General features: G+C 72.4%; 20 protein-coding genes, 1 tRNA gene and 1 pseudogene. 10 read left to right on the top strand and 12 right to left on the bottom strand.

Going from position 1 to position 26,546, the window contains the following annotated elements; all coding sequences use genetic code 11:
- Positions 1-169, top strand: a pseudogene (gene groEL, locus AB0H83_RS19915) (chaperonin GroEL); the annotation flags it as partial.
- A 179-nt stretch (positions 170-348) separates the two neighbouring features.
- Here the strand turns inward: groEL and AB0H83_RS19920 are convergent.
- A complete protein-coding gene (locus tag AB0H83_RS19920; protein WP_360095632.1) occupies positions 349-1,422 on the bottom strand; it encodes a dipeptidase in 1,074 nt (357 codons plus the stop codon).
- Positions 1,423-1,512: 90 nt separating this feature from the next.
- Between AB0H83_RS19920 and AB0H83_RS19925 the strand changes: the two genes are divergently transcribed.
- Positions 1,513-1,740 (top strand): hypothetical protein, encoded by a 228-nt coding sequence (locus AB0H83_RS19925; protein WP_360095635.1) that lies wholly within the window; start codon positions 1,513-1,515, stop codon positions 1,738-1,740.
- 149 nt (positions 1,741-1,889) lie between these two features.
- Here the strand turns inward: AB0H83_RS19925 and AB0H83_RS19930 are convergent, their stop codons facing one another.
- From AB0H83_RS19930 to AB0H83_RS19940, 3 genes are all read right to left on the bottom strand, one after another.
- Positions 1,890-2,771 (bottom strand): GNAT family N-acetyltransferase, encoded by an 882-nt coding sequence (locus AB0H83_RS19930; protein ID WP_360095639.1) that lies wholly within the window; start codon positions 2,769-2,771, stop codon positions 1,890-1,892.
- An 803-nt stretch (positions 2,772-3,574) separates the two neighbouring features.
- Complete coding sequence (locus tag AB0H83_RS19935) at positions 3,575-3,787, bottom strand: hypothetical protein (RefSeq protein ID WP_360095642.1); 213 nt, start codon at positions 3,785-3,787, stop codon at positions 3,575-3,577.
- 742 nt (positions 3,788-4,529) lie between these two features.
- Entirely contained in the window at positions 4,530-6,821 is a 2,292-nt protein-coding gene (locus AB0H83_RS19940; RefSeq protein ID WP_360095645.1) for a S8 family serine peptidase, read from the bottom strand.
- A 62-nt stretch (positions 6,822-6,883) separates the two neighbouring features.
- On the opposite strand from AB0H83_RS19940, the gene AB0H83_RS19945 reads away from it, so the two are divergent.
- A complete protein-coding gene (locus AB0H83_RS19945) occupies positions 6,884-8,485 on the top strand; it encodes an NAD(P)/FAD-dependent oxidoreductase (RefSeq protein ID WP_360095648.1) in 1,602 nt (533 codons plus the stop codon).
- Here AB0H83_RS19945 and AB0H83_RS19950 read toward each other — a convergent pair.
- On the bottom strand, positions 8,470-8,919 hold the full coding sequence (locus AB0H83_RS19950) for an SRPBCC family protein (RefSeq protein ID WP_360095651.1): 450 nt from the start codon (positions 8,917-8,919) through the stop codon (positions 8,470-8,472). The genes AB0H83_RS19945 and AB0H83_RS19950 overlap by 16 nt on opposite strands.
- Before the next feature lie 66 nt (positions 8,920-8,985).
- Between AB0H83_RS19950 and AB0H83_RS19955 the strand changes: the two genes are divergently transcribed.
- Both AB0H83_RS19955 and AB0H83_RS19960 read left to right on the top strand, forming a co-directional pair.
- Entirely contained in the window at positions 8,986-10,833 is a 1,848-nt protein-coding gene (locus AB0H83_RS19955; protein WP_360095654.1) for a glycerol-3-phosphate dehydrogenase/oxidase, read from the top strand.
- A 29-nt stretch (positions 10,834-10,862) separates the two neighbouring features.
- Positions 10,863-11,486 carry a UdgX family uracil-DNA binding protein gene (locus AB0H83_RS19960; RefSeq protein WP_360095657.1) on the top strand — a complete coding sequence of 208 codons (624 nt, stop codon included), beginning with the start codon at positions 10,863-10,865 and terminating at the stop codon, positions 11,484-11,486.
- Here AB0H83_RS19960 and AB0H83_RS19965 read toward each other — a convergent pair.
- Positions 11,483-12,898 (bottom strand): FAD-linked oxidase C-terminal domain-containing protein, encoded by a 1,416-nt coding sequence (locus AB0H83_RS19965; protein ID WP_360095660.1) that lies wholly within the window; start codon positions 12,896-12,898, stop codon positions 11,483-11,485. The two genes, AB0H83_RS19960 and AB0H83_RS19965, sit on opposite strands and share 4 nt — an antisense overlap.
- A 19-nt stretch (positions 12,899-12,917) precedes the next feature.
- Here AB0H83_RS19965 and AB0H83_RS19970 point away from each other — a divergent pair, with 19 nt between their 5' ends.
- From AB0H83_RS19970 to bfr, 3 genes are all read left to right on the top strand, one after another.
- Entirely contained in the window at positions 12,918-13,208 is a 291-nt protein-coding gene (locus AB0H83_RS19970; RefSeq protein WP_360095663.1) for a DUF4031 domain-containing protein, read from the top strand.
- 72 nt (positions 13,209-13,280) lie between these two features.
- A complete protein-coding gene (locus AB0H83_RS19975) occupies positions 13,281-13,469 on the top strand; it encodes a (2Fe-2S)-binding protein (RefSeq protein ID WP_360095666.1) in 189 nt (62 codons plus the stop codon).
- 21 nt (positions 13,470-13,490) lie between these two features.
- The gene (gene bfr / locus AB0H83_RS19980; RefSeq protein ID WP_360095669.1) at positions 13,491-13,973 is read left to right on the top strand and encodes a bacterioferritin; all 483 of its coding nucleotides are present in this window, start codon (positions 13,491-13,493) and stop codon (positions 13,971-13,973) included.
- On the opposite strand, the gene AB0H83_RS19985 is transcribed toward bfr, so the two are convergent.
- Entirely contained in the window at positions 13,948-14,559 is a 612-nt protein-coding gene (locus AB0H83_RS19985; protein WP_360095672.1) for a metal-dependent phosphohydrolase, read from the bottom strand. The two genes, bfr and AB0H83_RS19985, sit on opposite strands and share 26 nt — an antisense overlap.
- Positions 14,543-17,680 (bottom strand): diguanylate cyclase, encoded by a 3,138-nt coding sequence (locus AB0H83_RS19990; protein WP_360095940.1) that lies wholly within the window; start codon positions 17,678-17,680, stop codon positions 14,543-14,545. The genes AB0H83_RS19985 and AB0H83_RS19990 overlap by 17 nt, the downstream gene beginning before the upstream one ends.
- Positions 17,681-18,705: 1,025 nt before the next feature.
- On the opposite strand from AB0H83_RS19990, the gene AB0H83_RS19995 reads away from it, so the two are divergent.
- Positions 18,706-19,317 (top strand): Uma2 family endonuclease, encoded by a 612-nt coding sequence (locus AB0H83_RS19995; RefSeq protein WP_360095675.1) that lies wholly within the window; start codon positions 18,706-18,708, stop codon positions 19,315-19,317.
- A 1,504-nt stretch (positions 19,318-20,821) separates the two neighbouring features.
- Here AB0H83_RS19995 and AB0H83_RS20000 read toward each other — a convergent pair.
- The 3 genes from AB0H83_RS20000 to AB0H83_RS20010 all read right to left on the bottom strand — a co-directional run bounded on the left by AB0H83_RS20000 (position 20,822) and on the right by AB0H83_RS20010 (position 23,013).
- Positions 20,822-20,895, bottom strand: a tRNA-Pro gene (locus AB0H83_RS20000).
- A 61-nt stretch (positions 20,896-20,956) separates the two neighbouring features.
- Positions 20,957-22,123, bottom strand: a complete 1,167-nt coding sequence (locus AB0H83_RS20005; RefSeq protein ID WP_360095678.1) for an alpha/beta fold hydrolase — start codon at positions 22,121-22,123, stop codon at positions 20,957-20,959.
- Entirely contained in the window at positions 22,120-23,013 is an 894-nt protein-coding gene (locus AB0H83_RS20010) for a metallophosphoesterase (protein WP_360095681.1), read from the bottom strand. The genes AB0H83_RS20005 and AB0H83_RS20010 overlap by 4 nt, the downstream gene beginning before the upstream one ends.
- A 77-nt stretch (positions 23,014-23,090) precedes the next feature.
- Between AB0H83_RS20010 and AB0H83_RS20015 the strand changes: the two genes are divergently transcribed.
- Complete coding sequence (locus tag AB0H83_RS20015) at positions 23,091-23,543, top strand: GatB/YqeY domain-containing protein (RefSeq protein ID WP_360095684.1); 453 nt, start codon at positions 23,091-23,093, stop codon at positions 23,541-23,543.
- 173 nt (positions 23,544-23,716) lie between these two features.
- Here the strand turns inward: AB0H83_RS20015 and AB0H83_RS20020 are convergent, their stop codons facing one another.
- Positions 23,717-26,158 (bottom strand): transglycosylase domain-containing protein, encoded by a 2,442-nt coding sequence (locus AB0H83_RS20020; RefSeq protein ID WP_360095687.1) that lies wholly within the window; start codon positions 26,156-26,158, stop codon positions 23,717-23,719.
- Between the last annotated feature and the right edge of the window lie 388 nt (positions 26,159-26,546).

Genomic DNA, 26,546 nt, shown 5'->3' on the forward strand with positions numbered 1-26,546 from the left:
CCTGCTCGGCGAGGGCATCATCGACCCCGCCAAGGTCACCCGCTCCGCCCTGCAGAACGCCGCCTCCATCGCGGCGCTCTTCCTCACCACCGAGGCCGTGGTGGCGGACAAGCCGGAGAAGACCCCGGCGCCGGCGGGTGCGCCCGGCGGCGGCGACATGGACTTCTAAGTCCGGTTCCACGTCAGAAGGGCAGGCCCTGCCGGGCCTGCCCTTCTTGCCGTCCGGGGGCTCTTGTCCTCCGGGGGCTTTTGCCGTCCGGGGCTTCGTCAGTCTTGCTGTCCGGGGCTCTTGCCGTCCGGGGGTTTTTGCCGTCCGGGGCTTCGTCAGCTTTGCTGTCCGGGGCTTCGTCAGCCGCAGGTGTCGCGCAGGACGCGCAGGGTGTTGTCCCAGCCAAGCTTGCGCAGGTCGGCGTCGGACCAGCGGCGGCCGCGCAGCTCGTCGAACAGCGCCGGATACGCCGACACGTCGGGCAGGCCCTCCGGCAGTACCTCCGTGCCGTCGAAGTCGCCGCCGATGCCGACCGCGCCGATCCCGGCGACGTCGCGGACGTGCTCCACGTGGTCGGCGACGTCCCGGACGCTCGACGGCGGGCACGGGTTGGCGGCGATCCACTCCCGCTGCTGCCGCTCGAACTCCGCCGAGCCGAACTCGGCCGGGATGGCGTCCTCCACCCGGTACAGCTCGTCGCCCCACTGCCGGCAGGCCTCGTTGAGGAAGAACGGCACGAACGTCACCATCACCACCCCGCCGGTGTCGCGCACGCGGGTCAGGACGTCGTCGGGCACGTTGCGCGGATGGTCGCACAGCGCCCGCGCCGAGGAGTGCGAGAAGAACGCCGGCGCCGTCGACACGTCCAGCGCCGCGTGCATCGTCGAGGGTGCGACGTGCGACAGGTCGGCCATCATGCCCAGCCGGTTGAGCTCGCGCACCACCTCCACGCCGAACGGCGACAGCCCGCCGACCGCCGGCTCGTCGGTGGCGCTGTCCGCCCAGGCGGTGTTCCTGCCGTGGGTGAGGGTGAGGTACCGCACGCCCAGCCGGTACAGGCTGCGCAGCACACCGAGCGAGTCGTCCAGGCAGTGCCCGCCCTCGGCACCCAGCAGCGACGCGATCCGCCCGCTGCCGGCGATCCGCTCGACCTCCCCGGCGGTGGTCGCGAGCGCCAGCTGGTCCGGGTGCGCCTCGACCAGCCGCCGTACCAGGTCGATCTGCTCCAGCACCTTCACGGTCGCCTCGGGCTGGGGGCCGCCGCAGGGCACGTACACCGACCAGAACTGCGCCCGCACGCCGCCTTCGTGCAGCCGGGGCAGGTCGGTGTGCAGCCCCTCGGCGTGCTCGGCGACGTCGGCCGCCTCGGCCCGCATCCGCAGCCGCCAGGGCAGGTCATTGTGGCCGTCGATGACGGGTATCGCACTGCTCATCCCACCGACTGTAGGAACGAAATGCGGATTTTGCCGGCATCACGTGAAGGGTCCTCATATGGTGGGAGCGGCCTACACGAGGGGGAAGCCATGGGTAAGTCAGAGAAGAACAGCAACTTCGACAGCCGCGGCATGCACCGCAGCGAGGACGACCTCGGCTACATGGACCCGGACCTTGCCGACGACATGACCATCACGCCGGACGCGGACATCGCGGGCAAGCCGGCGACCGCGAACACGGCCACGATGCAGGCGAAGAAGCTCCAGCAGGAGCAGACCACGATGCAGGACAAGCGCGGCAACCAGCCCGACCGCTGAGGCCTTTCGCGGGTAACAGTTCGCGGCCTCGTGCCGCTTTTGAGACGGCACCGGTCGCCCGTGGCGCGACGGGGGATCACTGGGCGCCGGTGCGACGTGTGCGGGGCAGGATCGTGGCGAACCCACATCCTGCCCTTCATGCGTTGGTCCTACAGCTGCTTCGTGTAGATCCAGAAGACCCGCTCGACCCGCGCGCCGACCGTCTTGGAGTAGAACGCCACGGGGCCCGCCCAGCCGATCTGCGCCGTCCGGTGCCCGCCGGCGAGCTGGTCCGCGAGGCACCGCCGCAGCAGGACCCGCCCGACCCCGAGCCCCTCCGCCGCCGGCGCGGTGCCCATCGGGCCGAACCAGGAGGGGCGGTTGGCGCCGTACGCCGCGAACCCCAGGATCTCGCCGTCCCGCACCGCCACCCAGCAGCCGGCGCCGTCCCGGTCGAGCGACTGCCCGACCTCCCAGGCCCAGCCGTCACCCCAGATGCCCCGCACCCAGCCGGGCGTGTCGGCCCCGGCCCGCATCACCTTCACCCCGGCGCCGTCCAGCCGCTCCTCGTCCGCCTGCGCCGACGGACTGACCACGCTCAGGTCGGCGGTCATGTTCCAGGCGGTGTTGCTGCGTTCGTACCCGGCCCGCTGCGCCAGGCACACCGCCGGCGTGTACCTGACGTCGATCCCCGGCCAGGCGTAGCACGGCGGGTTCCCCCCGATCCGCACCCGCTGCACCCCGAGATCCGCCAGCCGCCGCTCCGCCGCCGCCAGCAACGCCGTGCCGATGCCTTCCCGCCGCCGGTCGGGGTGGACCGCGATCAGCTCGACGTGCCCCAGCAGCGGGTCGGCGTCACTGATCGACCCGAGCACCACCCCCGCCGCCGACCCGTCGTGGTCCAGCACCGCGAGCCGCACCGTGACCCGGTCGACCGGCGGCGCCGCGAGCCGCCGCACCAGCGCCTCCGCCTCCCCGGCATCCTCCGGCAGATCCAACGCCCGCCCGCACAGCCGGACCACCGCCCACTCATCCACCCCGTCAACGATCATTCAGTAAACCTACCTAACTGTTAGCCGGGCCTGATCCGGCCGCCCGGCCCCCTCTTGACCAGCCCTGCCGGCTGCGGTGGTGGCCCGCCCCGGGGAGCCACCCGAAGCGCCTAGGGCTGTGACCACTGGCGCTCCCCGGGTGTGGCCCCTCCGCTGTACGGGTGCGGCGAGAAACTCCCCTCCGCGCTGGTGGGGCGGGCCTCAGCCGGCCCGGGGGTGCCCGCCTGGAGCCCTCCATGCTCGCTGCCGCGCTGGCAGTGTCTGCGCTGCGCGCGGCAGCCTCACGTGCGTGCGTGCGGCATCCCGGTGGCCGCCGCCCCGCCGGCCGGACCACCGTGGTGATCCAAGTCGCGCCCTGGCCGTCCGGGCGACCACGGCACGACTTCGATCAACCAGGCGAGATCACCTGTGAGCTGGTCGCGGCCGGTACGGGATCGGCCACTCGCCGCGCCCGGCCACTCGCTGCGCCCGGCCACTCGCCGCGCCCGGCGCACTCATCCTGGCCGGTGGTCGCCGCCCCGCCGGCCGGACCACCGTGGTGATCCAAGTCGCGCCCTGGCCGTCCGGGCGACCACGACACGACTTCGATCAATCAGGCGAGATCACCTGTGAGCTGGTCGCGGCCGGTATGGGATCGGCCACTCGCCGCGCCCCGGCCACTCGCTGCGCCCGGCCACTCGCCGCGCCCGGCGCACTCATCCTGGCCGGTGGTCGCCGCCCTGCCGGCCGGATCGCTGTGGTGATCCAAGTCGCGCCCTGGCCGTCCGGGCGACCACGACACGACTTCGATCAACCAGGCAAGATCACCAGTGAGCCGGTCGCGGCCGGTACGGGACTGGCCACTCGCCGCCCCCGGCGCACTCATCCTGGGCCAGCCCGACGGCCAGCCCGACGGCCAGCCCGACGGCCAGCCCGACGGCCAGCCCGACGGCCAGCCCGACGGCCAGCCCGACGGTCGGCCCGACGGCCAGCCCGACCGAAGCGCACTTCGGACCCTTGCGCAGGTTCACCGCCACCGGCTCCAACCACTCCGCCCCGGCCTGGACCGCGCGGCCTGACCAACACCGTGAACGTCCGTGATCAGAGCACCAGGCGGTTGTGTCGGCGAGCCGGCTGACGCGCCTCGCTGGGGTGGCCGGTGGAATTGAGCAGGTCGATGGGGTGCTGTGCTGGTTGCCCGGGATGGCGGTCGACGGGTCGCCGAGCCGGCGCCGCGGCGGGAGGCGCGACCGAGCGCCGGCCCGAAGCGAGGACAACCAAGCCGGCGGACAGGCGTGTGGAGCGCCGGCCCCGACGATGGTGACGACGGGCGGCTCGGCCCGCCCGGATGCCGGTGCGCCTGACGTGCACCCGCGACGACGGCGGGCGGAGATGAGCGGGGTGAGCTGGAGGCCGCCGCCGGGTTCGCCGGAGCCGGGGAACGGGGCTCGGTGGCGAAGGCGCCGATGAACGTCGGCGGCCCCGGCATCGCGTCCTGCCCGCAGGGCGAGATGCCGAACGCCCACCGAAGGTGGTCCTGGTCGCGGCGGTTGCGGTTGTGCGGCGACAAGATGCCGGTCGGTCCGGTCGGGCGCAGAGGGTGACGACGTGCGGCTGCGGTGCGGGTCTGGCTGGATCGCGGCTCGCGGCGAAGGGACGACAGACGGGTCGGAGCGGGTCTGCCCGGCTGGATCGCGGCGAAGGGGAACGGGCGGGCGGCCCGGGTCAGATTTGCCTGGCTGGATCGCGGCGGAGGGCGGCACAACCACAGACAGAGCGTCAAGGGGTGGGGGTTTGGGTGGCGGCCGTGGCGGCGCGAACGGCGGACAGGGCGTCGACCAAGCCGGCGCCCGCTGTGTCGGCCTGGCCGCACGGGGAGGTGGTGGCGTCGACGGGTTGGGTGGTGCGCAGCATCAGGGTGCGGGTCTGCTCGATGTGGCCGATGAGGGCCGGGTTGGCCGCCCACATCAGGGCGACCACGCCCGCCACGTGGGGAGTGGCCATGGAGGTGCCGCTCAGGGCGCCATAGCCGCCGCCGGGCAGGGCGGAGACGATGGCGGCGCCGGGGGCCATGAGGTCGGGCTTGGGCAGGCCGGCGGGGGTGGGGCCGCGGCTGGAGAAGGAGGCGACCTGGGCGGTCCTGGTGACGGCGCCGATGGTGAAGGTGGCTGGATAGTTGGCCGGCGGGTCGGTGACGGTGGCGCAGTCGGGGCCCGTGTTGCCGGCGGCGGCGACGAAGAAGATGCCGGCGGCGGAGAAGGCGTCGACGGCCTGCTGCAGGGAGCGGGTGTCGCAGCCCTCCAGCTTCGGGCAGCCCCACGAGTTGGTGAGCACGTGCGGGGCGCGCTGGGGCTCGCCGGCGTGCAGCGGGTCGGCGCCCGCCGGGTAAGGGGCCAGCATGAACTGCAGGCAGTCCAGGTAGGCGGACATGCTGCCCAGGTTGCGCGGCAGGTTGGCACAGGCGATCCATTGCGCGCCGGGGGCCACGCCGACGCCCACGCCGACCGCGGTGGCCAGGGTGTGGGTGCCGTGGCCGTTGGGGTCGAACGGGACCCTGGTGTGGCCGAACGGGTCGAGCCACGAGTCGTCCGAGCCGCGGAACGAGCTGCGCAGCGCGGGGTGGTTGCCGTCGACGCCGGAGTCGGAGCTGCCCACGACGATGCCGCGGCCGGTGGTGAACTCGGACCAGACCTGGTCGGCCTTGATGAGCGTCACGTTCCACGGCGGGGTGGCCGGCGCGACGGACGATCCGTCGTGCGCCGGTCCCGGGGTGACGGGCAGCGGCCGCAGCTGCGGGTTGAGCAGGACCCGGTCGACGTCGGAGCGGCCCTCCAGCCACTGCCGGGCGAGCGGGCCAGCGTGCACCTCAACGCCGTTGACCAGGTAGAACGGGGTGAAGTCCAGGCGCTTGGCGCGCAGCGCCGCGCGCAGTGGGGCCTGCGAGCGTTCGGCGGTGCCGACCAGCCGCTCATAGGTCTGCCGGATGCGGGTGGTGCGGTCGGGCACGTCGCGCAGCCCGCTCAGGTCGGCCTGCTCCTTCATGATCACGAAGAGGCGCTCGCCGTGCAGGCCCGGCTGGCCGAGGGCGGTGGCGACGAGCACGCCGGCGGCCGCGACGACGGCCGCGGTCAGGGCGGCGAACCGGGGCAGCCACCGGACGCGGCCGGTCGCCGGCACGAGGGCCGCGCCGGCCAGCAGCACCAGGATCAGGCTCGCCACGGCGCCGATGACGGCCCAGAAGGCGACGTCACGCAGGCCCAGCAGCAGCGTCGTCTCGTCGGGGTCGATCAGCGCGAGCGGCCCGAACAGGGCGGGCGCCAGCAGGGCCGGCACCGCCGGGCGGCCCCGGCGCGCCAGCGCGGCCAGCGGGAACGCCAGCGGCGGGATCGCGACCAGGGCGAACAGCTGCACCGCCGGCTCGCCGACGCCGGCGACCAGGGTGAGCAGGCCGACCCCGGCGGTCAGGCCGCCGAGCGCCGTGCCACCCCAGGTGCTGCGCGGCGACGCGCCGAGCGCGGTGAGCGCCGTGGCCGGCCGCGCCGCAAGCCAGGCCACCGCCACCGCGGCGAGCAGCGCGGCCACCGTCTCCACCAGCCCGCCGAACGCGCCGACCCACAGCCACGGCAGCAGCGCGACCAGCCCGGCCGCCAGCGCCAGCCACAGCAGCCAGCGGTCGGCGCGCTCCGCCCGGCCCCGCACGGCGCGGTGCACCAGCGCCGCCGCCGCGGCCAGCAGGGCGAGCAGCGCCAGATAGACCTCGTGATAGGTGTCGGGGACGAACCGCGCGGTGCCGAGCAGGCCGCCGAGCAGCGCGGTGAGCGCCCACTGCCGGCCGGCGGTGCGCGCGAACGGCACCGGCGACAGCCACGCCAGCAGCATGGCGGGCCCCGCGACGAGGACGGCGGCAAGCCAGCCCGCGACGGGCCAGAACCACCGCGGGGCGGTCGACCCCAGGGCCTGCACGGCCTCGCCGACCAGCCAGGCGCCGGCATGGACGCCGATGGTGACCGCCACCGCCCAAAGGCCGAGGACGATGGTCAATCCCAGCGCCCACCCCCGTGACCTCGTCATGGCGGCACTCTACGACCCGGGTGTGACAGTTTCGGATGACCTGCGGGGGCAAAGTGTGGGGTATGACGGAAGCAGTGGACGCGGTGGTCATCGGCGGCGGGCACAACGGGCTCGTCGCCGCCAACATGCTCGCCGACGCGGGTTGGGACGTCGTCGTGCTGGAGGGCACCGACCACGTGGGCGGCGCCGTGCGCTCGGCGCAGATCACCGCGCCCGGGTTCCTCAACGACCTGTGCAGCGCGTTCTACCCGCTCAGCGCCGCCTCGCCGCCGCTGCGCGCGCTCGACCTGGAGGCGCACGGCCTGCGGTGGACGCACGCGCCGGAGGTCGTCGCGCACCTGTTCCCGGACGGCCGTGCCGCGGTGCTCAGCCGCGAGCTGGACCTCACGGCCGAGTCGCTGGACCGGTTCGCACCCGGCGACGGGGAGCGTTGGCGGCAGGTGTACGCCCAATGGCGCCGGCTCTCCGCGGACCTGATCCCGTCGCTGCTCACCCCGTTCCCGCCGGTCCGTTCGGGGATCAGGCTGGCCGCGCACGCGGGCCTGGGCGAGGCGCTGCGGCTCGGCCGCAGGTTCCTGGTCCCGGCGCGGGTCCTCGGCGAGGAGCTCTTCCGCGGCGACGGCGCCCGGCTGCTGCTCACCGGCCTGGCCCTGCACACCGACCTCACCCCGGACGACTCGGCCAGCGGCGGGTTCGGCTGGCTGCTGGCGATGCTCGGCCAGCAGTACGGCTTCCCGGTGCCCGTCGGCGGCGCCCAGCAGCTGACCGACGCCCTGGTCCGCCGGTTGGCGGCGACGGGCCACGGCCAGATCCGCACCGGTGCGATGGTCGAGCGGGTGATCGTCGGCGGCGGGCGGGCCCTGGGCGTCGGGTGCGTCGGCGGCGGCCTCGTCCGGGCCCGCCGGGCCGTGCTCGCCGATGTGCCGGCGCCCACCCTGTACCAGAGCCTGGTCCTGAAGGATCATCTGCCCGCCCGGCTGCTGCGTGACCTGGAGGGCTTCCGCTGGGACAACGCCACGCTGAAGATCGACTGGGCGCTGTCGGGCAAGGCCCCGTGGATCTCGCCGGAGGTCGCCGGTGCCGGGACCATCCACCTCGGCGCCGACCCGCAGCGCTACGCCGCCGACCTGGCCGTCGGCCGGGCGCCGCAGGACCCTTTCCTGCTCGTCGGCCAGATGACCACCTCGGACCCGACCCGCTCGCCGGCCGGCACCGAGTCGCTGTGGGCGTACACCCACCTGCCCCGACCCGTGCGCCCCGGCGAGGTCGACGCGGAGATGGTGCGCACGCAGGTCGCCCGGGTCGAGGACGCGATGCGCCGGCACGCCCCGGGCTTCGCCGACCTCGTCCTCGCCAAGCACGTCAGCGGCCCCGCCGAGCTGGCCGCGGAGAACCCGAGCCTGGTCGACGGGGCGATCAACGGCGGCACGGCGGCGGCGTACCAGCAGCTGTTCTGGCGGCCGGTGACGAACCTCGGGCGGGCCGACACGCCGATCGACCGGCTGTACCTGGCCAGCTCCAGCGCCCACCCGGGCGGCGGGGTGCACGGCTCCCCCGGCGCCAACGCGGCCCGCGCCGCGCTGGCCCGGCACCGGCCGCTGCTCGGTGACGTCTACGCGGCCGGTGTCGGAAAGGCGATGCGCGCCGTCTACGGCAGGGACTGAGCCCGCCGCTCCGCCAGGTCCGCCAGGCGGCTCAGCGCCTCGGCGTTGCGGTAGTGCAGCAGGACGTCGCCGACCTTGTTGCGCACCCCGACGAGCGGCCCGTCGGTGAACTGCTCCTGCATCGTCACCCGGGTCGCCTGGTCGTCGAGCGGGTCGAGCGTGAAGCGGACCTGGCCCGCGCCGAACGGCCACAGGTGCACCTTGAGCAGCAGCATCCGGTCCTGCTCACACGCCAGTGACTCGCTGCGGTCCTTGACCGACACGGGCCAGGGGCCGGCCTTGTGATGCAGCCGCGTGCCGGGTTCGGGCCACGACGCATCGACGTCACGGATATGGGCGGTGCCGACGACCCAGTCGCTGTAGGACCACCCGTCGGCGAGGACGGAGTAGACCTGGTCGGCCGGCGCGCTGACGATACGTTCGGTGATGGACACGCTGGTCTGATTCCCCCACGGCCTCATCCCACACCAACTCGTGACGGGCGCGGCTACGGTAATGGTGTGCGCCGTGAACCCTCCACGTCCCGTTTCGAGGCCAGCCGCCTGTCGCCGGCCCGCCGTGCGCAGGACGTCGCCAGGCTGCGCCGCGAGCGCTTCGACGTCCTGATCATCGGCGGCGGCGTCACCGGCGCCGGTGCGGCCGTCGACGCCGCGTCCCGCGGGCTGTCCGTCGCCCTCGTCGAGGCCCGTGACCTGGCCTCCGGCACGTCCAGCCGGTCCTCGAAGCTGATCCACGGCGGCCTGCGGTATCTCGAGCAGCTCGAGTTCGGCCTGGTCGCCGAGGCCCTGCAGGAGCGCGGCCTGCTCGCCACCCGCCTCGCGCCGCACCTGGTCCGGCCGGTGCCGATCCTGGTGCCGTTGCCCGCGCACCGCGGTCTGACCGGCGTCGCGCAGCGCGTCTGGCAGCGCGCCTACTACGGCGCCGGCGTCGGCCTCTACGACGCGTTCGCCACCGCCGCCCAGCTGCGCGGGTCCGCGCCCCGCGGGATGCCGCTGCACCGGCACCTGTCCCGTGCCGAGACCCACCGGCGGTTCCCGTCGCTGCGCGAGGACGCGATCAGCGGCGCCATCCAGTACTTCGACGGCCAGGTCGACGACGCCCGGCTGGTCGCGACCCTGGCCCGCACCGCCGCCAGCCTCGGCGCGGCGGTCGTGCCCAGCGCCCGAGCCGTCGGGCTGCTGCGCGACGCGCGCGAGGTCACCGGGGTGCGGGTGCGCGACCTGGAGTCCCGCGAGGAGTTCGAGGTGCACGCCCGCACGGTGGTGGCCGCCACCGGCGTGTGGATGGACGACATCGCCGGCCTGCTGTCCGGTGCCGGCCCGCGCGAGTCGGCGGGCCTGCAGGTGCGCGCGAGCAAGGGCGTCCACGTGGTGGTGCCCCGCTCCGCGATCACTGGCGAGGCCGGGCTGATCCTGCGCACCCAGACCTCGGTGCTGTTCGTCATCCCGTGGGGCGGGCACTGGATCATCGGCACCACCGACACCGACTGGCACCTCGACCGCGGGCACCCGGCGGCGTCGGCGACCGACATCTCCTACCTGCTGGGCCAGGTCAACGCGGTGCTGGACCGGCCGCTGTCCACGGAGGACATCGAGGGCGTCTACGCCGGGCTGCGCCCGCTGCTGTCGCGCGAGGCCCGCCAGCGGCAGCCGCACAGCCGCGACGAGCAGACCTCGGCCCTGTCGCGCACCCATGCCGTGGTCGAGCCGATGCTGGGGCTGATGCTGATCGCGGGCGGTAAGTACACGACCTACCGGGTGATGGCGGCCGACGTCATCGACCGGGTCGCGCACCGCCTCGGCGGCCTGCGCCGGCACGGCGGGCTGGTCCCGGCGTCCCGCACCGCCGACCTGCCGCTGCTCGGCGCCGACGGCTACCACGCGCTGTGGACCAACCGCGCCGACCTCGCCCGCCGGCACGGGATCTCGGTCGGCGTCCTGGAGCACCTGCTGGAGCGGTACGGCTCGCTCGCCTTCGACGTGCTGGCCCTGGACCCGTCGCTGCGCCGCCCGCTGCCCGGCGCCCCGGAGTACCTGGCGGCCGAGGTGGCGTACGCGGCCCTCGCCGAGGGCGCGCTGCACCTGGAGGACGTGCTCACCCGCCGGACCCGGATCTCCTTCGAGACCGACCACCGCGGCGCCGCCTCGGCCGCCGAGACCGCCGAGGTCATGGGGGCGGTGCTGGGCTGGGACGCGGCGACGCGGTCCCGGGAGATCGAGCACTACCTGGCCCGGGTCGCCGCCGAGCAGGAGTCGCAGCGCATGCCCGACGACCTGACCGCCGACGCGGCCCGGCTCGGCGTGCCCGACGTGCGCGGCTTCCAGTCGGATCGCACATCCGTCACGTAACCCCGGGCCCGCGGGGTACCAGTACCCGTATGACAGCGCAGGAGTACGTGCCGGAGCAGGGCGACCTGGAACAGCTACGGCTCGCGGCGAAGGCGTGTCACGGCTGCCACCTGTACCGCGACGCGACCCAGACGGTCTTCGGGGATGGGCCCGGCGACGCGAGGATCCTCGTCGTCGGCGAGCAGCCCGGCGACATCGAGGACCGGCGCGGCGCGCCCTTCGTCGGTCCGGCCGGCAAGGTGCTGGACCGGGCGTTCGACGCGGCCGGCCTGGACCGCGGCAGCATGTACGTCACGAACGCCGTCAAGCACTTCAAGCACCGGCCCGCGGCCCCGGGCAAGCGGCGCATCCACCAGACGCCGGACCGGACCGAGATCGTGGCCTGCCGGCCGTGGCTGGTGGCGGAATTCGACCGGATCCGCCCGGCGCAGGTCGTGGTGCTGGGCGCGACGGCGGCCAAGGCGATGCTGGGGCCCGCCTTCCGGGTGACGAAGGAGCACGGGCGCCGGCTGGCCGTGCCGGCGGAGTTCGCGGCCGCCGACGATGCGGTGCTGGTGGCGACCATCCACCCGTCGGCGGTGCTGCGCGCCGACGACCGCGAGAGCGCCTTCGCCGGCCTGGTCGAGGACCTGCGGGTGCTGGCGGCCGGCTAGAAGATCTTGCCCGGGTTGAGGATGTTGTCCGGGTCCAGCGCGGCCTTGATCGAGCGGTGCGCCTTCAGCCCGGTGGGGCCGATCTCGCGCGCCAGCCAGTCGCGCTTGAGCAGGCCGACGCCGTGCTCGCCGGTGGAGGTGCCGCCGAGGGACAGGCCCAGGGACATGATGGCGTCGAACACCTTCTGGCCGCGGGCCAGGCTGGTCGGGTCCGAGCGGTCGATGACGATGATCGGGTGCAGGTTGCCGTCGCCGGCGTGCCCGACGGTGGCCACGACCGTGCCGTGCTCGGCGGCGATGCCCTCGATGCCCTCGATCAGCTCGACGAGGCGGGTGCGGGGCACGGCGACGTCGTCGACCATGACCCCGCCGCCGGCGGGGAAGAGCTGCGTGGCGAACTGTTCCATCGCCGGGTGCGCGAGGCGGCGGGCGGCGAGCAGGGCGTCGGCCTCGCTGGCGTCGGTGGCGACGTGGACCTCGGCGGCCTGCGCCCGCTGGCAGAGGCCGGCGATCGCGGCGAGGTCGTCCGGCGCCCCGGCGCCGGAGTCGACGGCGGCGATGAGCAGTGCCGCGGCGGTGGTGGGCAGGCCCATCGGCCGGAACGCCTCGATGGCGCTGAGCGTGACCCGGTCGATGACCTCCAGCATGCTCGGCTGCATGCCGGCGGCGATGATCGACTCGACGGCGGCGCCGGCGGCGGGCAGCGTGTCGAAGACCGCGACGAGGGTCAGCGACGACAGCGGCGCCGGGCGCAGCTTGACCGTGATCTCGGTGATCACGCCGAGGGTGCCCTCGGAGCCGACGAAGAGGCTGGTCAGGTCGTAGCCGGCGACGCCCTTCGCGGTGCGCCGGCCGCAGTTGAGGACCTCCCCGCTGGCCAGCACGACCTCCAGGCCGATGACGTGGTCGCTGGTGACGCCGTACTTGACGCAGCACATGCCGCCCGCGTCGGTGGAGACGTTGCCGCCGATCGTGGACTGCTCCCAGGAGCCCGGGTCCGGCGGGTAGTACAGCCCCTTCGCGGCCACCTCGCGGCGCAGCTGGGCGTTGACGACGCCCGGCTGGACGACGGCGATGCGGTTGGCGGGGTCGATGTCGATGATCTCGTTCATGGCGACCAGGGACAGCACGATCGCGCCGTCGATGGCGTTGGCGCCGCCGGCCAGCCCGGAGCGGGCGCCCTGCGGGATGACGGGGACCCGGTGGCGGCTCGCCGCGCGCAGCACGGCCGAGACCTGACCCGTGGTGCGGGGGCGCACGACGACCGCGGGGGTGCCGTAGGCGCACAGGTCGGCCTCGTCGTGCTCGTACGATCGCAGCAGGTCGGGGTCGGTGAGCACGGCGCCCTCGTGGGGCAGCGCGGCGCGAAGCTCCTCAAGGAGACCCGTGTTGAGATCCGTGTTGAGATCCATGTTTGGCAGGCTAGTGGGCGTGCTCTACATCGACACGCCGCGGTGGCCGGCGCACGGCCGGCTCTGGGCCCATCTCATCAGTGACGTCTCGGTGGCGGAGCTGCACGCGTTCGCCGAGCTGCTGGGCCTGCCGCGGCGGGGGTTCGAGCGCGATCACTACGACGTGCCCGCCGACCGGGTGCAGGCGGCCGTCTGGCTGGGCGCCACCAGCATCACTGGCAAGGAGATCGTGGCCCGCCTGAAAGCTGCCGGGCTGCGTCGGCCACGGCATTTGTCCGGTTGGACAGTCGTATCCAGGGCAGGGAAATAGCTGCTCAACCCTTGTCTCAACGGCCGACTTAGGCCACCCTTGCTTAGGTAAGCCTAAGCGAGGAGCACCATCGTGTATGTCTGCATCTGCGCCCGCGTGCGGGAGTGCGAGATCCGGCGGGTCATCCGGGCCGGGGCACACACCGAGGACGCCGTGGGTGACGAGTGTGGCGCCGGCGCCGGCTGCGGCACCTGCCTCGATCGGGTGGCCGACCTCATCGAGGCCGAGGTACCTGCAGCGGTATTGCCCGCTTTGGCATAGGAAAGCGGCTACCCTGCCCACATGCAGGGGGATGCACGAGTCATTGAATTTCTCAACGAACAACTGACCGCCGAGCTCACGGCGATCAACCAGTACTTCCTGCACGCCAAGATGCAGGAGAACTGGGGATACACGATCCTGGCCAAATACACCCGGCACGAGTCCATCGACGAGATGAAGCACGCCGAGGTGCTGACCGACCGGATCCTGTTCCTGGAGGCGCTGCCCAACTACCAGCGGCTCTTCGCGCTCCGGATCGGCGAGACCGTCCCGGAGCAGTTCAAGTGCGACATGCAGGTCGAGATGGAGGCCGTGGACCGGCTGCGCCGCGGCATCGAATACATGCGCTCGATCGGCGACGTGACGTCCGCGAACATCTTCGAGGAGATCCTCGCCGACGAGGAGCGCCACGTCGACTACCTGGAGACCCAGCTCGCGCTCATCGAGAAGCTGGGCGAGCAGCTCTACCTGCAGAACGTCACGAAGCATCCAGAAGAGTCGTGATCTCCGCCCGCAGATTGTCGTGCGCGCGGGCGGTCCACTCCGCCCGCGCCGGCACCACCCGGAACAGCTCCGGCCGGCTCAGGAACGTGCCGAGGATCTGCGCGCGCCCGGAGCGGAAGGCATCGTCCGGCACGGCCGCATACTCGTCGCGTACCGCCGCCGCATAACGGGCATAGTCGGCCGGCGCCGACGCGAGGACGGCCAGATCGGCGTCGGCGAGCAGGGCACCGTTGCGGTCGCCGGCGGCCACTGCGTGCCCCGCCGTCAGCCGCACCAGCCGCACGACCTCGGCCACCCGGTCCGCGGCGACTCCCAACCCGGGCAGCACCGAGGCGGCGAGGCCGGCGCTGCGCTCCTCGTTGTCGGGCGCGAACGGCTCGTAGACCGCGTCGTGGAACCATGCCGCCAGCCGCACCGCGTCGGCGTCGTCGGCCAGGTCGGCGTGCGCGTCGATCACGCCGAGCATGACGGCCAGGTGCTCCAGGGTGTGATAGCGCCGGTGCGGCTGCGACCACCGCTCGATCAGGTCGGCCCCGGCGGCCGAGTCCGCGGGGAACAGGCGTTGCCAGTCAGCCAACGACACCATAGGACGACTGTAGGGCCTCCACGATGTGCTCGATGCTGACCGCCCGGCCGGCCGCCCGGTCCCGCTGGTGGTCCAGCAGCAGCGGCAGCGTGACCGAGCGCAGCGTCTGCGCGTCCGGCGGCTCGGCCAGCCGGTGCCGGGCCCGCAGCCCGTCCGCCGCGCCGATCAGCCGCGCCGCGTGCGCCGGGTCGTCCGCCGCGACCAGCGCCGCGACCACGTCCAGGGAAATCGCCAGGTCCAGCCGGTCGCCGACCTCGTGCCGGGTGACCAGCGCGGTCACCAGCAGCCGCAGCGCCTCCACCCGGTCGCCCTCCAGGTGCGCCGCGAGCCCGAGCTGGTGCTGGGCCATCGCGGCGCCGAACGCGTCGCCGATCTGCCGGCTCAGCTCGAGGCTCTCGTCCAGCGCCTCGCGCGCCGCCGCGACGTCGCCGCGGGCCAGCATGATCTGACCGAGGCACTCCAGGGCGAGCTGGATGCCCCGAGTGTTGCCGGCGGCGCGTTCCAGCGCCAGGCACTCGGTGGCGTACCGCTCGGCCTCCGCGATCTCGCCCCGCGACAGGGCGACCTTGCTGAGGTTGCCCAGCGACGCGGCCACCCCCTGCGGCACCTCCAGCTCCCGCCAGATGGCCAGGCTGTGCCCGAAGTGCTCGGTCGCGGCCGCGTGGTCGCCGCCGCCGATCGCCGCGATCCCCATCGCGTTGTGCGCGTGCCCGACGGTCGCCCGGTCGCCGGCCGCCGTCGCCTTCCGCAGCGCCGACGCGCCCAGGCGCAGCGCCTCCTCGTGCTCGTCCTGGGTCGCGGCCAGGATCGCGGCCGCGTGCAGCAGCCGCGCCACCGCACCGTCCTGCAGGCCCGGCGCCGCCAGCAGCGACGACAGCCACTCCCGGCCCTCGTTGATGTGGGCGCCGTTGCGCCAGTACCGCCACAGCCCCAGGCAGATCCGGGTCTTCGTGGCGACGCCGGCGTGCCCGAAGGCGGCCCGCACGTTCTGGTAGTCGGCCTCGATCCGCCCGGTCCACTCGACCTGCTCAGGGCCGGACAGCCCGGCCGCCGACGCCTCCGCGAACGCCGCGTAGAACTCCGCGTGCCGGTCGAGCGGCTCGACCGCGTCGCCGAGCCGGTGCCGGGCATAGGCGCGGATCGTAGACAGCAGCCGGTACCGGCCGTCGTCGTCCTCGTCACGGACCACCAGGTGCTTGTCGACCAGCGCCGACAGCCGCTTCTCCAGCAGGTGCAGGTCGCCGCCGGGCAGGGTCACCGCGAGCGCCGCCGTGGCGGTCCAGCCACCGGCGAACACCGACAGCTCCGTCAGCAGCCGCTGCTCCTCGGAGTCGAGCAGCACGAAGCTCCAGTCGATCGCCCCGCGCAGCGTCTGCTGGCGCGCCGGTAGGTCCCGCGGGCCAGCGCCGCCGAGCGAGTCGAGGTCCCGGTCGAGGTGCTCGGTGAGGTGGTTGAGCAGCTCGTCCGGGGTCCAGCGGTCGATGCGGGCGGCGGCCAGCTCGATAGCCAGCGGCAGGCCGTCGAGGCGGCGGCACAGCGCCGCGACCGGCAGCGCGGTGTCGATGGTGATCTCGAAGTCGGCGTCGACCGCCCGGGCCCGCTGCTCGAACAGCGTCACCGCGGGCGAGTCGGCGAGCGTCGGTACCTGGTACACCTGCTCGCCGTAGAGCGAGAGCCGCTCCCGGCTGGTGACCAGCGCCCGGACCCCTGGCGCCGCCGCCAGCAGGTCGCTGACCAGGGCCGCGCCGTCGTCGACGACCTGCTCGAAGTTGTCCAGCACCAGCAGCAGCTCGGACTCCTCGAGCTGGTCCAGCACGGTGTCGAACAGGTGCTGGTCGGGCAGCTCGCTCACCTGCAACGCCCGGGCCAGGGCGGCCGTCATCAGCTCCGCGTCGGTGCTGTCGGCCAGGGGCACGAACACGGCGCCGCCGGCGAAGTCGTCCGCGAGCACCGTCGCGGCCGCCAGCGAGAGCCGGGTCTTGCCGATGCCGCCCGGCCCGACCAGGGTGACCAGGCGCCCGTCCCGGACCAGCGCGGCGACCTTGGCGGTCTCCCGGTCCCGGCCGACGAGTTTCGTCATCGGTACGGGCAGCCGGCTGCGCCGCCGCTTCGCCTTCTGCGGCTTGACGGTCCAGGTGCCGTCCGGCGAGCTGATCAGCTCGCCCTGCGCGCGCAGCCGCCCGAGCTCCGCCTCGGCCCGGGCGGGCAGCCCGCCGGAACGCTCGACGAGCCGGTCGACCAAGGCCGAGCTGGGCTCCCCGGCGAGCGCGATGCGCAGCCAGATGCGCAGCGTCGCCGGCGACCACGGGGTCAGCTCGACGACGGCCTCCGGCAGCCCGGTCCGGCGCGGGTCGTCGTCGTGCAGGCTGGTGGTGGCGTAGACGATCGCCTTGGCGTCGCCGAGCTCCGGCAGCGGGTCGCCCACGTCGGCGAGCAGGATGCAGCCGGGGGTGCGGTCTGCCGCCAGTACCGCCGGAAAACCGCGCAAACGGGCGATCTGCGCCACTTCGCGGAGGAACCGCGTGTGCCCCGCGCCCGGCGGGCCGGCGATCCGCAGGGCGGCCTGGCTGCCGGCGGCGACCCGGGTGAGGAACTCCTGCGTGCCGCTCAGCGCCGCGTCGCGCTCCCAGAGCCGGGACGAGCCGGCGGCGGTGGACGCCTCGACGTCGTCGCCGACCGCCTGCCCGCGCCCGCGCCGCTTGGCCAGGTAGTTGCGGCGGTCCGCGACCGCGATCAGGGTCTCGCCGTCGGTGCCGTCCACGGGGCTGGTCGCCACGCCGAGACTGATCGACAGGTGCAGCGGCGGGGTGCCGGCGAACTCCCGCGCGCGGATCTCGTCCGTCAGCCGGATCGCGAGGCGCAGCGCCTCGTCGGCCCCGGTGTTGGGCAGCAGCAGCACGAACTCGTCGCCGCCGTACCGGAACAGCACGTCGTCGGTGCGGATGAGCCCGGCGATGCGCTCGGCGAGCTGGCGCAGCAGCAGGTCGCCGCGCAGGTGGCCGAAGGCGTCGTTGACCGTCTTGAAGTGGTCGACGTCAAACAGCAGCAGGCTGCACCCGGTGACCTCGTGCAGGGCCACGTCCAGCGCGGCACGCGAATGAGCACCGGTGACTGGATCCATCGTCACCGGTGCCGGACCGCCCTGCACGTTCATTGTCACCTTGATCGGCCTCCCCGGGGCGCCGCTGAGGTGTTCAGCAGGTTTTGACACTTCGGGGGACGCATGTCGGGTGACCGGTGGACACCCACTGGTCCGGCGGCACCTGGTCGGGGCACTCCTGGAGCCAGCCCCTGGTCCGTCAAGCGCTGGAAGCGAGCCCACGCGGCTGTTTGCGTCGGTTGGCCCGGGGTTTGTTCGAGGCGGATCTCCGGGCGGGAGGCCGCGGTGGTCCGGGGGGTTGCCTTGGTGATCCGGCCCCGGCCCGACACCCGATGCGGCAGCAACGCGAACAGGACGGCCAGCCCTCAGCGGAGCATCGTCACTCGCGGTGCATCAGGCGGCGATCGAGTATGTACCGGGTGGCCGGCCGGGCGAGCTGGCGTCGCATCAGCGGCGGCACCGGTTGCCCCATGGCTGTTCAGGCCCGCGCCGGCCGGCCGGTATCCGCAGGTGACGAGGGCCGGGAGTGCGACCGGTGCCGGTGCTGGGCGAAGCCTGGCCCGGTGCGACGCCACAACGCCGTTGGTGGGCCGGTTGCGGTGGCGCGGGGACTTGACGCCGCATGGCCTGCGGCAACTTCGTACAAGACACCGAATGATCGAGTGGGGCGCGCCGGCCGTGCTCATGGACGGCTCGTGATCGGCTGTTGCGAGGCGGTGCGTGATGCTGACCACGTCCCCGCCGGTCCGTGGTTGCTTCCCGATCGCCCCGCGTGGTGCAGGAAAGGCTCAGGGCCGGTCCTCCGTGTGGAAGACCGGCCCTGGACGCTGTCGGGCTAGCCGGATTTGAACCGACGGCCTCTTCGTCCCGAATTAGGAACGGCTGCGTCGCCGACCTGCGCCCTGACCTGAATATGCAGGTCAGGGCGTCGGGTGCGGTTGGGCGGCGGAGGGCTCTGGGAGTGCTTTTTCGCAAGGTCGTCTCCCAGAATTCTCCCGGCGGGGTCGTCGCCTGGGTGGCTTGGTGTCGTCACCGGGCACGTGCGCGTGGGAGTCTGGTGGCAGCATGGGTGTGGAGGTGAGTCGCCGATGAGTGCAGGTGTTCTGGAGCATGTCGGGCCGTGGAGCGAGGGCGAGTACTTCGCGCTCGGTGAGACGCCGAACCGGATCGAGTTGATCGACGGGAGCTTGCTGGTGAGTCCAGCGCCGGCTATTCGGCACCAGATTCTGTCCCGTCGCATCGCGAACGCGCTCGACCCTGGTGCGTCGGCGGCCAGCTTCGTGGTCCTGGAGGCGGTCAACGTCCGCTTGCAGACGGGTCGGATCGTCATCCCGGACCTCGTCGTCTCCGACGTCGACGATGGCACGATGATCGACGCGGTCGACGTGGCGTTGATCGGCGAGATCGTGTCGCCCAGCAACGCGGGCACGGACCGGGTGGCGAAGATGGGGTTCTACGCGAAGGCCAGGATCGGCTGGTACCTCCTTGTAGAGCAGGACTCGCTGACCTCGGTCGTGCTGAATTTCCTGCGACTGGAGGGCGAGCACTACGTGCAGCACGCGGTGGTCGGCGGCGGTGACACCTTGACTTCGGACATGCCGTTCGCGATCCAGCTCGACACCGGCGCCTTGGCTACCGGCCGGGCTTCGACGTCCTGACACTGGGTGGCCGGCGGGCTGGGACCGCTGTGGGCGCCGTGCCAGACCACGTCGGACCGTTCGTAACGGTGGGGTTCTGAGGCGCACGCTCAGAGAGGCGGCGCCGGGGAGGGTGTCGCCGGACCGCAAGGCATGTCCGGCGCCTGAGCCGTGTCCAGGTGCTCAGCTATACGTGGAAGGCGACGCCGCGGGAGCGACGTTCTTACGCCGGCGGACGTCGCGGTAGCTCAAGTCTTGTGCGGTTGCCCTGAGCTGGCCTGTCTGTCATTCGCTCGATGTCGGCCTGGACGTGGTGTGCCGGCCGAGCGGGTTTCCGGCGCAGGCCCGCAGGGCCGGGCGCCGCTTGCCCGCCGGCCGGCTGTCCACGTCCGGGCCTGCGCCGAAGGCGCCTTGATCTAGTACAGCCAAATTCGGCAATGACTTCTGCCAGGGCTCCGGCAAGGTAGGGATATGCCGGGTTTAGGTGAGTCCGAGGATTTGTAGTGGTCGGTAGGGGTCTCGGCTGTTATGGCGGAGGGCTTTGGCGATGGTGGTGATCCCGGCGAGGCGGAGCAGGCTGATCGCGGTGTTGCGTTGGGTGGCCATGACGCGGGGTGCGTTGCCGGTGCGGATGCGGCTGGCGTCTTCGGCGTAGGTCGTGTCGCGGATGTGGTGCAGGACTTCGATGGCCCAGTGACCACGGAGCCAGTCGGCGAGCTCGGCGGGGTGGGCCTGGATGGTGGTCAGGTTGGCGATGGCGTAGACGGTGATGGTGGACCAGCGGCCGGTGGCGAGGTTGAGCCGGCGACGGCGGATCCGCAGGGCCTGGGTGGCGTGCGGGAAGTCCAGAGCGAGTACTCCGACGCAGGTGACTGCCTGTAGGCGGCGGATGTCGTAGCGGCCGTGGCCGCGGTCGCTGGTCTCGTCCTGGATCGGTATTTGTTCCAGGGCAACGCTTTGAGTTGTCGGTGGAGACGCGGCTGGTTCTTCTTCACGGTGAACAGGTAGCCGGCGTGTTTGGTCTCGGCCAGCCAGCGGGCGTGTTCTCGTTGGGTGTGCAACGCGTCGGCGGTGACCACCACGGCGGTCAGGTCGAAGCCGGCAAGGAGTGTCCGTATCTAAACGCTCACAACGGTCATATCACTACCTTGTCTGAGCCCTGGCTCGCGGGTGTGTTCTGTGTCATACGGAGATGACTGCCGTCGAGTTGGCGGTCCTGGGGCGTGCCGACGGACGAGCAGGTATCCACGCAGACGGCTCCGTGTATGCCTGCTATGCCTAACGTCATCCCGAATGTGTTGGTGGCGGGCTGCTCGCCTTGGCGTGCCGCTGGACGGCCGTGCTGGACGGCCGCAGGTGGATCCCGCCCGCTCGCCGACCGTGTCCTGGACGGGCTGCTGCACGGGGGGGTGGGTAGTGAGGTACCAAGATCGTCTCCCAGAATTCGCCCGAGAGGGGTCTGGAGACGCTTCAGGGCCGATCTCCCCTTGCGGGAAAACCGGCCCTGACCTGCTGTTTCACGAAGTCGGGGTAGCCGGATTTGAACCGACGGCCTCTTCGTCCCGAACGAAGCGCGCTACCAAGCTGCGCTATACCCCGAGCGTGCCGAGTAATCGTAGCCCACGCCCGGCAGGGCTCCAACTCGGTATCCCCTGTGGCGTCAGAGGGACTTGAGGAAGCTGCTCACGGTGGACTCGTACGCGACCGGGTCGAGGTTCCAGCTGCGGCAGTGACCGGCCTCGCGGGTCTCGACGAGCTGGACGGACGGGCTGGCGGCGGCCAGGTCGACGGTCGGCTGCGGGGCGACGGTGCGGTCGTCGTGGTCGACGTAGAGCAGGGTCGGCACGTCGAGGCTCACGTCGCGGTAGTCGAGGTCGGCGGCGCGCACGCCCAGGCGGTGCTGGATGAGCTTGAGCGCGGTCCAGGTCCACAGGGGCGGCACGTTGAGCTGGCGGGCGTTCATCCGCAGCGTCGCGGTCCAGTCGACGACGGGGCAGTCCAGGACGATGCCCCGCACGAAGCCGCCGTGCTCCCAGTTGCGCAGGAGGTTGAGGATGGCGGCGCCGCCCATGGACCAGCCGTAGAGGATGACCTGGCGGGCGCCGGCGGCCCGGGCGTGCTCGACGGCGGACAGGACGTCGCGCCACTCGGTGTGGCCGAGGTGGAAGCGGTCGTCGGGGCTGGGGAACGCCTCGGGGTCGTTGCGGTAGGTGATCACAAGGGTGTTGTGCCCGGACTCGGCGAGGGTGGGCAGGATGCGCAGCGCCTCGCCGCGAGGGGCGCCCCGGCCGTGCACCGCGATGATCCACGTGTCGTCGGCGGGGCCACTGGTCGGCGGGACCAGCCACGCCGGGCAGTCGCCGAGCTCGGCGGGGACGAGCACCTCCTCGAAGGGCAGGCCGCGTGCCGACAGCGGGTCGCCCTCGAAGACATAGCCGGTGGTGTACCCCTTGAGTCCGCTGATCAGTGTGCCGCGCGTCACGCTGGTGATCTCGCGGGTCACGGTGGTGCGGTCGGTGGCGATGACCGGGCCGAGGACGGCGTGGCCGGAGGGCCACACGAAGGCCAGCGGGATCGAGCGGGACGTGTCCGGGGTGCGGGTCAGGGTGACCCGGTCACCGGCGTGCGCGCGGACCCGCACCGGATACGCCCGCACGGCGTTGACGTTGAGCACCTGACCGGCCAGGAACCAGCCGGCGCCGGCGGTGCCCGTCGGCAGCAGCACGGCGAGGCCCGCCGCGCTCGCGACCCCCGCGTAGGCGGCTCGGCGCGGCCACTTGCTGACGGCCGGCGCGACGGCGGCGGCCGGCACGGTCGAGGCGGTCATCGCGGGACGAGGGTCAGGATCGACGCCTCGGGCGGGCAGGCGAACCGGACCGGCGCCGTCGGGTGGGTGCCGAGGCCGGCGGAGACGTGCAGGAACGCCGACGAGTAGGGCCAGCGGTGCAGGCCCTTGGCCATGCGCCGGTCGAGCCCGCAGTTGGTGACGAGCGCCCCGAAGAACGGCAGCGCGACCTGGCCGCCGTGGGTGTGACCGGCCAGCAGCAGGTCGAACCCGTCGTCGGCCATGCGGTCCAGCAGCTGCGGCTCGGGGGAGTGGGTCAGGCCGATGCGCACGTCCACCTCGGCGGAGGCCGGGCCGGCGACGCTGTCGTAGTCATCGCGGCCGATGTGCGGGTCGTCGACACCGACCAGCTCCACGGCGCGGCCACCGGCCTTGATCGTGGTGCGGGCGTTGTTCAGGTCGGCCCAGCCGGAGCCGGCGAGCACGTCGCGCAGCTCCTCGGTGGGCAGGACGGCGCCCTGCACGTAGGGCTTGTTGCGGTTGAAGTAGCCGAGCGGGTTCTTGAACACCGGCCCCCGGTAGTCGTTGCTGCCGAAGACGAACGCGCCGGGCCGGTCCAGCAGCGGCGTCAGGGCCCGCACGACCGCCGGGACGGCGTCGACGTGGGCCATGTTGTCGCCGGTGACCACGACGAGGTCCGGGTCGGTGCCGGCGAGCTCGGCGATCCAGCGCTGCTTGCGGTGCTGGCCCGGGGTGAGGTGGAAGTCGCTGAGGTGCAGCACCCGCAGCGGCTCCGCGTCCGGCGCGAGCACCGGCACGTCGAAGCGGCGCAGGGTGAACATGTTGCGCTCGACGAGCGAGGCGTAGGCAAACGTGGCGGCACCGGCCGCGGCGGTTGCGGCCGCGAGCCGCCGGACAGTCTTCGAGCGCATGGTCAAAGGGTACCGGCCAGCCGCCGGCGCGCTTTTACAACCCAATATGGCCAGGGCGCCGCCGATAGACTTCGCTCATGTTGAAGGAGCGTCTGGAGTCCGACTTGCACCAGGCCATGAAGGCCCGTGACGAGTTGGTGACCTCGACCCTGCGGATGGCGATCACCGCGGTGCGCAACGCCGAGGTCGCCGGCAAGGCCGCCCGCGAGCTGTCCGACGAGGAGGTCCTCTCGGTGCTCACCAAGGAGGCGAAGAAGCGGCGCGAGGCTGCCGAGGCGTTCGCCGGTGCCGGCCGGGAGGCCCAGGCGGCGAAGGAGCGGGCCGAGGAGGAGGTGCTCGCCGCCTACCTGCCGGCCCAGCTGTCCGACGAGGACCTCGCCGGCATCGTCCGCGACGCCCTTGCCGCGGCCGGGCTCAGCGGGATGGCGAGCATGGGGCAGGCGATGAAGGCCGCGCAGGCGGCCGTCGCCGGCCGCGCCGAGGGCGGCCGCGTCGCCGCCGAGGTCCGCGCCCAGCTCGCCAAGGGCTGAGCGCCCTGGTCCTCAAGGGCTGAGCGCCCGGCTCGCCAAGGGCTGAGCGCCCGGCTCGTCAAGGCCGAGCGCACAGCTCACCAATGGCTGAGCTGGACCGGCGAACCGCCGTGACGACGAAGCGGCCGCCCCGGGCATCCGGGGCGGCCGCTGTTCGTCGTGTGCCGGGTGGGTCAGCAGACCCAGGGCAGCGGGCACTCGTCGTCGCGCACGCCGTTGCCGGTGCCCGGGTCGGTGCCCAGGTACGGCGGGGCCGGCGCGCCCGGACCCTTGCTGATGACGAGCGAGACCTGCCCGCCCTTCACCGTGGCGCCGCCGGGCTCGGTCCGGGCGACCGTGCCGGCCGGGCAGGGCGAAGCGACCTGCGCCGCGGAGACCGTCACGGTGAACCCGGCGCGGGTGATCCGGCTACGCGCCTGGTCGACCGGTGCGCACTTGACCGACGGGATCTCCACGAGCTTGCCCGTCGACTTCTCCTTGGTGGGCGCGGTGAACGGGACCACCGGCTTGCCGGCCAGGCCGTCCTTGAGCGTGCCCAGGGTGGCGTAGTTGATCGGGGGGTGCTTCATGTCCTTGTTCGTCTCGGGCCAGTCCGGGTCGGTGAGGAAGCCGCCGACCGCGAGCTGCTTGGTCATCGCGACGAACGTGGCGCTCTTCTCCGAGTCGGTGGTGCCGGACTTGCCAGCCAGCGGGCGGCCCACGTACTTGCGGGCGTAACCAGCGGTCGCGCCGACACACTTGCCGGTGGCGGACTGGTCACCGACCGGGCAGCGGGCCATGTCGACGGCCGCGCGTGCGACCTCCTTGTCGACGACCTGCTTGCACTTCGGGTCGAGCCCTTCGACCTTCTTGCCGTTGTTGTCCTTGACCTCGACGATCGGGGTCGGCTCGCAGTACAGGCCGTCCGCGGCGAGCGTGCCGTAGGCGTTGGCCAGCTGCAGCGGCGTGGTCGCGCTGACGCCGAGGGTGAAGGCGCCCCACTGCTTCGAGGCCGGGTAGGTGGCGAAGCCGGCGTCTTCCTTGGCGTTGAACTGGATGCCCAGGCGCTTCGCCACGTCGACGACCTTGTCGGCACCGACCTGCTGCTCCAGCGGCACGAAGTACGTGTTGATCGAGCTGCCGAACGCGGTCCACATGTTGTACGGGCCGGACTGCCCGCCGGAGTTCTTCGGGCAGTACTTGTTGCCGTTGCAGGTGGCGGGGCCGGGGCCGACGATGAAGTTGGAGATGAACTGCTTCTCGGTGTTGATCGGCGTGGCGAGGGGCAGGCCCGCCTCCAGCGCCGCCACCGCGGTGAACATCTTGAACGTCGAGCCGGCCTGGTAGCCGGGGATGTCCTTGTCACCGGTGATGATCGGCACCGTGGTGTTGGGGTAGTTGCCCTTCTGCCCCTTCTTGTCGGGGTTGGTGTTGGCCCCGTTCTTGCTGTTGTCGTTGCTGAACGTGCGGTTGGTCGCGATCGCGGTGACCCGGCCCGTGCCCGGCTCGACCGCGGCCAGCATGACCGCGTTCTGGCTGCCGAGCCTGATCTTCTCGCTCTTGCCGACGTTGGGCTGGTCCGCCGCGTACTTGGCGGCCGCCGCCTGGGTGTTGATGTCGAGGGCGGAGACGACCGTGTAGCCGCCCGCGCGCAGCCGGTTGGCGCGCTGGTACTGGTCCTCGCCGAAGACCTTCTGGTCCATCCACCAGCGGCGCAGGTAGTCGCAGTAGAAGCCGGCGCCCAGTCCGGCCCCCTGCACCGACTCGCAGCCCTCGGGCGTGCGCTTGCCGACGATGTTCAGCTTCGCGTTGGCGGCCTCGTCGGCCTGCTGCTGGTTGATGTACCCCATCGCGATCATCTGGTTGAGCACGTACTTCTGCCGGTCCAGGGCGCGGGGCAGGCCCTCGGTGGTCGCCGGGTCGCTCGTGCCGGGCGCCTTGACCAGGCCGGCGATGAGCGCGGCCTCGGGCAGCGTCAGGTCCTTCGGGTCCTTCTCGAAGTAGACGTGCGAGGCGGCGAAGATGCCGTACGCGCCGTGGCCGTACGCGGCGATGTTGAGGTAGCGCTCGAGGATCTGGTCCTTGCTGAGCTTCTTCTCCAGGTCGATCGCGTACTTCATCTCGCGCAGCTTGCGCGTCGGCGTCTTGTCGGTGGCGTCCACGACCTCCTGCGGCGTCTTCGCCGAGTAGGAGATCGCCTGGCGCACGTACTGCATCGTCAGCGTCGAGGCGCCCTGCTCGGTCTGGCCGCCGGCGTTCTGGTTGGCCACGAACGCGCGGGCCACACCCTTCACGTCGACGCCGCGGTGCGCGTAGAACCGGTTGTCCTCCGCGGCGACGATCGCCTGGCGCATGACCTCCGCGACATCGGTCAGCGGGACGTCGCGCCGGTTCTCGTCGTACATCATCGCGAGCAGGGTCTTGCCGTCGGATGCGTACACATAACTGATCTGCGGCGACGGAAGGACGTCGATGTCGGTCGGCAGATTCTCGAACGTGTCGGCGCCGGCCTTCGCGGCGAGGCCCGACATCGCGACCGCGGGGAACGCGGCCGCAGCGACCACCAAGCCCGCGAGCAGCCCACACAGCAGGAGCGATGCTGCATTGGGCAGCAGGCCGTGTTCGCGTTTACGCATCCAGGTCACTTCCTCAGCCTACGTGACGACGTCATGAGGCCGCGTCCAGATGCTGGCGTCCTCGTTGCACTAGACGCGTGACACCGGGCGCGAGGTTGACCCGTAGCCGAGTCTGATACACGGATCACGAGGTTGCCGGCATTTTGCTCAAATCGCACCCGGTCGTGACGCAGCGGTAGCACGCTCCGGCCTTTTGGTGGATGGCAAAGGGCCGGTTAACCTGGTGCAACAACGTTGCGTAACTGGACGACTACAGAGCATGATGTTCCGGAAAGCTCCTCTCGGGGTTCCCGTGGCCGGGGACCCTGCCGTCGCGCCGGGTGGCCCGGCGAACAGCATCCAAAAGCCATGGGGGGACGTGGTTTGGGGGCTATTCGCTGGGGCAAGC

This window comes from Dactylosporangium sp. NPDC050688 (genome assembly GCF_040654515.1).
GTDB lineage: Bacteria > Actinomycetota > Actinomycetes > Mycobacteriales > Micromonosporaceae > Dactylosporangium.

Excerpts from the sequence above, each read along its gene's own strand:
- AB0H83_RS19920 (WP_360095632.1), bottom strand. The coding sequence starts at position 1,422 with ATGAGCAGTGCGATACCCGTCATCGACGGCCACAATGACCTGCCCTGG.
- AB0H83_RS19925 (WP_360095635.1), top strand. The coding sequence starts at position 1,513 with ATGGGTAAGTCAGAGAAGAACAGCAACTTCGACAGCCGCGGCATGCAC.
- AB0H83_RS19930 (WP_360095639.1), bottom strand. The coding sequence starts at position 2,771 with ATGATCGTTGACGGGGTGGATGAGTGGGCGGTGGTCCGGCTGTGCGGG.
- AB0H83_RS19940 (WP_360095645.1), bottom strand. The coding sequence starts at position 6,821 with ATGACGAGGTCACGGGGGTGGGCGCTGGGATTGACCATCGTCCTCGGC.
- AB0H83_RS19945 (WP_360095648.1), top strand. The coding sequence starts at position 6,884 with ATGACGGAAGCAGTGGACGCGGTGGTCATCGGCGGCGGGCACAACGGG.
- AB0H83_RS19960 (WP_360095657.1), top strand. The coding sequence starts at position 10,863 with ATGACAGCGCAGGAGTACGTGCCGGAGCAGGGCGACCTGGAACAGCTA.
- AB0H83_RS19965 (WP_360095660.1), bottom strand. The coding sequence starts at position 12,898 with ATGGATCTCAACACGGATCTCAACACGGGTCTCCTTGAGGAGCTTCGC.
- bfr (WP_360095669.1), top strand. The coding sequence starts at position 13,491 with ATGCAGGGGGATGCACGAGTCATTGAATTTCTCAACGAACAACTGACC.
- AB0H83_RS19985 (WP_360095672.1), bottom strand. The coding sequence starts at position 14,559 with ATGGTGTCGTTGGCTGACTGGCAACGCCTGTTCCCCGCGGACTCGGCC.
- AB0H83_RS19990 (WP_360095940.1), bottom strand. The coding sequence starts at position 17,680 with ATGGATCCAGTCACCGGTGCTCATTCGCGTGCCGCGCTGGACGTGGCC.
- AB0H83_RS20005 (WP_360095678.1), bottom strand. The coding sequence starts at position 22,123 with ATGACCGCCTCGACCGTGCCGGCCGCCGCCGTCGCGCCGGCCGTCAGC.
- AB0H83_RS20010 (WP_360095681.1), bottom strand. The coding sequence starts at position 23,013 with ATGCGCTCGAAGACTGTCCGGCGGCTCGCGGCCGCAACCGCCGCGGCC.
- AB0H83_RS20015 (WP_360095684.1), top strand. The coding sequence starts at position 23,091 with ATGTTGAAGGAGCGTCTGGAGTCCGACTTGCACCAGGCCATGAAGGCC.
- AB0H83_RS20020 (WP_360095687.1), bottom strand. The coding sequence starts at position 26,158 with ATGCGTAAACGCGAACACGGCCTGCTGCCCAATGCAGCATCGCTCCTG.